Raw genomic sequence first — 4,022 nt, 5'->3', positions numbered from 1 at the left:
CGACGAAAACGTCCGCGATCTCGAGTAACCCTGCTTTGGCGGCCTGGATCTCGTCTCCGAGACCCGGAGCGAGCACGACGACCGTGATATCGACGGCGGCCGCGACTTCCACCTCGTCCTGCCCCGCTCCCACGGTCTCGAGCAAGATGAAATCCTTCCCCGAGGCTTCGAGGAGCACGAGGCCTTCGAATACCGCGCCCGCGAGACCTCCCACGTGACCGCGGGTGGCCATGCTGCGAATGAAGATTTCCGGATCGTCCGCCACCGATGTCATGCGCGCTCGGTCGCCGAGGAGGGCGCCGCCGCCAAATGGGCTCGTGGGATCGACGGCGAGCACGGCGACCCGCCGGCCCGATGTCCGTGCCTTTCTTGCGAGGGCGTCGGCGAGCGTGCTCTTGCCGACGCCGGGTGGACCGGTGAGGCCCACGACCAGCCCCCGCCGGCGGGAAGGGAGGACCCTCGCGATCAGCTCGCGCGCCTCCGGGCCCCGGTTCTCGACAAGGGTGATTGCCTGCGCCAGGGCGCGAGACTCTCCGGCACGCAGACGCACCACGAGGTCCTCGACATCCAAGGCCAGAGGATACCGGGCGGCTCAGAGATCGAGCAACTGGCGCGCGATCACCAGGCGCTGGATCTCGGAAGTGCCTTCGCCGATGGTGGTGAGCTTGGCGTCCCGGTAGTATCTTTCTGCGGGGTAATCGCGCGTGTAACCGTAACCTCCCAGGATTTGGACGGCATCTTCGGCGGCGCGGACGGATACCTCGCTCGCGTAGAGCTTCGCCATCGCGGCCTCTTTGGTCACCCGCTCGCCTCGGTCTTTCAGAAAAGCGGCTCGATGGATCAGAAGACGCGCGGCGTCGATCTGGGTCGCCATGTCGGACAGTTTGAATTGGACGCCCTGAAAGGACCCGATGGAGCGACCGAACTGCTTGCGCTCCTTGGCATAATCGCGGGCGCATTCGAAGCTAGCTCGAGCGATTCCGAGTGCGAGCGAGGCGATGCCGATTCGACCGCCGTCCAGAATCTTCAATGCGGCAACGAAACCCTCTCCCTGCTGTCCGAGGAGATGACAGCTCGGGACTCGACAGTTCTCGAAGACCATCTCGGCGGTATCGGACGCGCGATGGCCGAGCTTTCTCTCCTTCTTCCCGGCCCGGAAGCCAGGTGTTCCCTTGGGAACGATGAACGCGGAGATCCCATGCTTCGCCTTGCCCCGGTCGGTCACCGCCATCGCCACCGCCACGTCGCACACCGAGCCGTTCGTCGTGAAGGTCTTGCTCCCGTTGATGACCCACTGGTCTCCGTCGCGAACGGCGGTGGTCTCGGTCCCGCCGGCATCGCTGCCCGCGTTCGGCTCGGTGAGACTCCACCCTCCAATCCACTCACCCGTCGCCAGAGGCTTCAGGAATCTTTCTTTCTGCGCTTCGGTGCCTTGTTCGAAGATGTGGTTGGCACACAACGACACGTGCGCCGAGACGGTGATGCCGACCGAGGCGTCGGCCCGGGCGAGCTCCTCGATGAGGATCGCGTAATCCGCGTAGCTCAGGCCGGCGCCACCATACTTCTCGGGAAAGATGATGCCGAGAAAACCGAGCTCCCCGAGCTTACGGATGACCTCCGAAGGGAAAACCTCGTTCTCGTCCCATTGCGCGGCGTGGGGCACGATCTCCTGATTCGCAAACTCGCGGACCGCGCGGCGCAGCTCTTTCTGATCTTCGCTGTATTCGAAATTCATGTGTATGTTTCAATTGTAGTATTTGGAAATGAGGCAGGGGCGAATTTTCTCTCGCCGTGGACTTACCTAACGGTCAGTTCATGGTGAAAAAGATAAAGTGGATGGTGGGTGCCCTGGCGCTCCTCGTCCTGGTGTTTGTCGGCTACGGCGCCTGGCTCGTCGCCGTCTTGCCCGATGTGGTCTATCTAGCCGACACCGACCCCGGAGAGACGGCGCTCATGCGGGAGCGAGGTCCCGCACGCGCTCAGTTCTGGGTCCCGCTCGACGAGATATCCGAACGTCTCGTCCAGGCGGTGCTGATGGCCGAAGACGCCGGCTTCTACCATCACCGCGGGTTCGATCTTCACGAGATACGCGAGGCGCTGGAGCGGAACTGGGAGGAGGGGCGCACGGTACGGGGTGCCAGCACGATCAGTCAACAGCTGGCGAAGAACCTCTTTCTCTCGACGGAGCGGACCTACGGGCGGAAGCTCAAGGAGGCCATTCTGGTCCATCGCCTCGAGAAGGCGCTTTCGAAAGATCGAATCCTGGAAATCTATTTGAACGTCATCGAATGGGGTGACGGCATCTACGGCGCCGAGGCGGCGGCCCGCCGAACGTTCGGAAAATCTTGCGCCCGCCTCGATGCCGTCGAGGCCGCCACCCTGGCGGCGATGATTCCCAATCCACGGCGACTGGACCCGTGCCGCAGACCGGAGTCGGTGCGCACGCGACGCGAGCGCATCCTGACGTGGATGCACAAAGCCAAGCATCTCGATGAAGCCGAGCTCGCTCAGGCGCTCGAAAGTGAGCCGCGACTCGTCTGCTCCGACCTGGTCGGTGAGGAATAGCGCCTCGGGACAAGGAGGATAAGGGGATAATGGGGGATGAGGAGAAACGGAATCTCCCTATCTCCCCAATCCCTCTAATCCCCTTTCTTACAGGGATTCTCCGATCCCGAATCCCTTCAGAAGCCTGGCACCTTCCCCGCTTTCTTGTAGCACTGGAAGATGATGTGCCAGCCGACCGCGATGATGAGCAGCCAGAAGACCCAGTAGAACTGTCCGGGAATCCCGAGGTTTCCGCCGGCGAAATAGGTCGTGTGCTGGCCGATCATCGCCCAGAACAGAGGAAGCGACATGTAGGTATTGTGCTTCGAGCGCAAACCCGCAAGGGCCGCGAGGGCGGGCTCGGGAGCCTCGCCCTTCTTGACCGCGCGAATGATCTTCTGCTGGGCCGGCCAGATTCGGTACCACACGTTGAACGCCATCGCGCTCCCGAACAGAGCTCCCGTGTGGATCAGGGTTCCCCGGTAGCTGAACTCACCGAAGTAGACGAACAATGCCACGACCACCGAGAGCAGGATGAAAGTCACGATGACGGCGCCGCGCACGTTCGCGGCGATTCCGCTCTTCCAAATCGCATCGTAGACGAACACGCCGAGAAAAGTGATCGCGACCATCACGATGGGACCCACGCCCCAGCTGGCTCCGGTCGCGAGCGCCTGGCCGCCGTGGTAGTAGACGACCAGTAAAAGCAGCACGCCCGTGATCCAGGTCCAGGCGGCGCCCCATCGAAACCAAAAGAGCGCGCGAGGCATGAGCTCGGGCACGACCGCTTTCTTGGCAGCCGCGTCGAGCTTGGCGGCCATCTGACCGTTGACGAAGTTGAAGTAATAGAGGTGTCCGATCCAGAGAATGCCGACGAAAATATGCATCCACCGAAAGATTGCTTCTAAACCGTCCATCAGCCCTCCTAAGTTTTCTACCTGACGCGTTTAGACCGCGGGGAGTCTATCATGACTTCACAAAGGAGGCCGGTTGCCAACGCCGTAGCCGGTGAGCTCCACGAAACCCTGTCCGAGCGCCTGTCCGTCGGGATCTTCGATCGAGACGGCGCCTTCCCAGTAGTGGATTCCACCCCGGAGCCGACTTCGGTTCTCCTGATCCGGGACCAGAGGAGAAACCACCAACGTCTCGCCCAGGACCCGGATGCGCCAGCGGGACGGATACCGCGCTCCGGTCTCCAAGCTGGTCCAATGATCGAGAACCTCGACCTCGAACGACTCGGGTGTCAGATACTCAGGATCGCCTTCCACGGAGACGAGCGTTCCGCTCGCGATGTCGACCCCACCGTCTGCCGTCCGCATGAGATACAACATCAAGTCTCGGCCGTCGGCGAGCTGCAGGCTGAACCAGTCCCATCCGATTTGCCCACTACCGAGCTGTGAGGAGCTGAACTCCTTGTCCATCCAGCTGAGTCCCGTCACCTCGTGACGCTCACCATCGAACGTGAGCTCGCCTTCAGT

5 protein-coding genes are annotated in these 4,022 nt (G+C 62.2%); 1 reads left to right on the top strand and 4 read right to left on the bottom strand.

Annotated features, from left to right (window positions below; genetic code table 11):
* Positions 1–571, bottom strand: a 571-nt coding sequence (gene meaB, locus VEK15_27575) for a methylmalonyl Co-A mutase-associated GTPase MeaB (protein ID HXV64489.1), incomplete at its 3' end; no start/stop codon positions are given.
* A 21-nt stretch (positions 572–592) separates the two neighbouring features.
* A complete protein-coding gene (locus VEK15_27570) occupies positions 593–1,735 on the bottom strand; it encodes an acyl-CoA dehydrogenase (protein ID HXV64488.1) in 1,143 nt (380 codons plus the stop codon).
* An 80-nt stretch (positions 1,736–1,815) separates the two neighbouring features.
* On the opposite strand from VEK15_27570, the gene mtgA reads away from it, so the two are divergent.
* Positions 1,816–2,565: a monofunctional biosynthetic peptidoglycan transglycosylase gene (mtgA, locus tag VEK15_27565; protein ID HXV64487.1), complete on the top strand. Its 750-nt coding sequence runs from the start codon at positions 1,816–1,818 to the stop codon at positions 2,563–2,565.
* A gap of 116 nt (positions 2,566–2,681) precedes the next feature.
* Here mtgA and VEK15_27560 read toward each other — a convergent pair whose 3' ends face one another.
* A complete protein-coding gene (locus VEK15_27560) occupies positions 2,682–3,461 on the bottom strand; it encodes a urate hydroxylase PuuD (protein ID HXV64486.1) in 780 nt (259 codons plus the stop codon).
* Between the two features lie 57 nt (positions 3,462–3,518).
* The coding region (locus tag VEK15_27555) for a lipocalin family protein (protein ID HXV64485.1) at positions 3,519–4,022 on the bottom strand (504 nt) is incomplete at its 5' end.

The organism is Vicinamibacteria bacterium, from assembly GCA_035620555.1.
Lineage (GTDB): Bacteria > Acidobacteriota > Vicinamibacteria > Marinacidobacterales > SMYC01 > DASPGQ01.
Note: the sequence above shows the minus strand (reverse complement) of the source record. Positions and strands in the feature narration are given on the sequence as shown.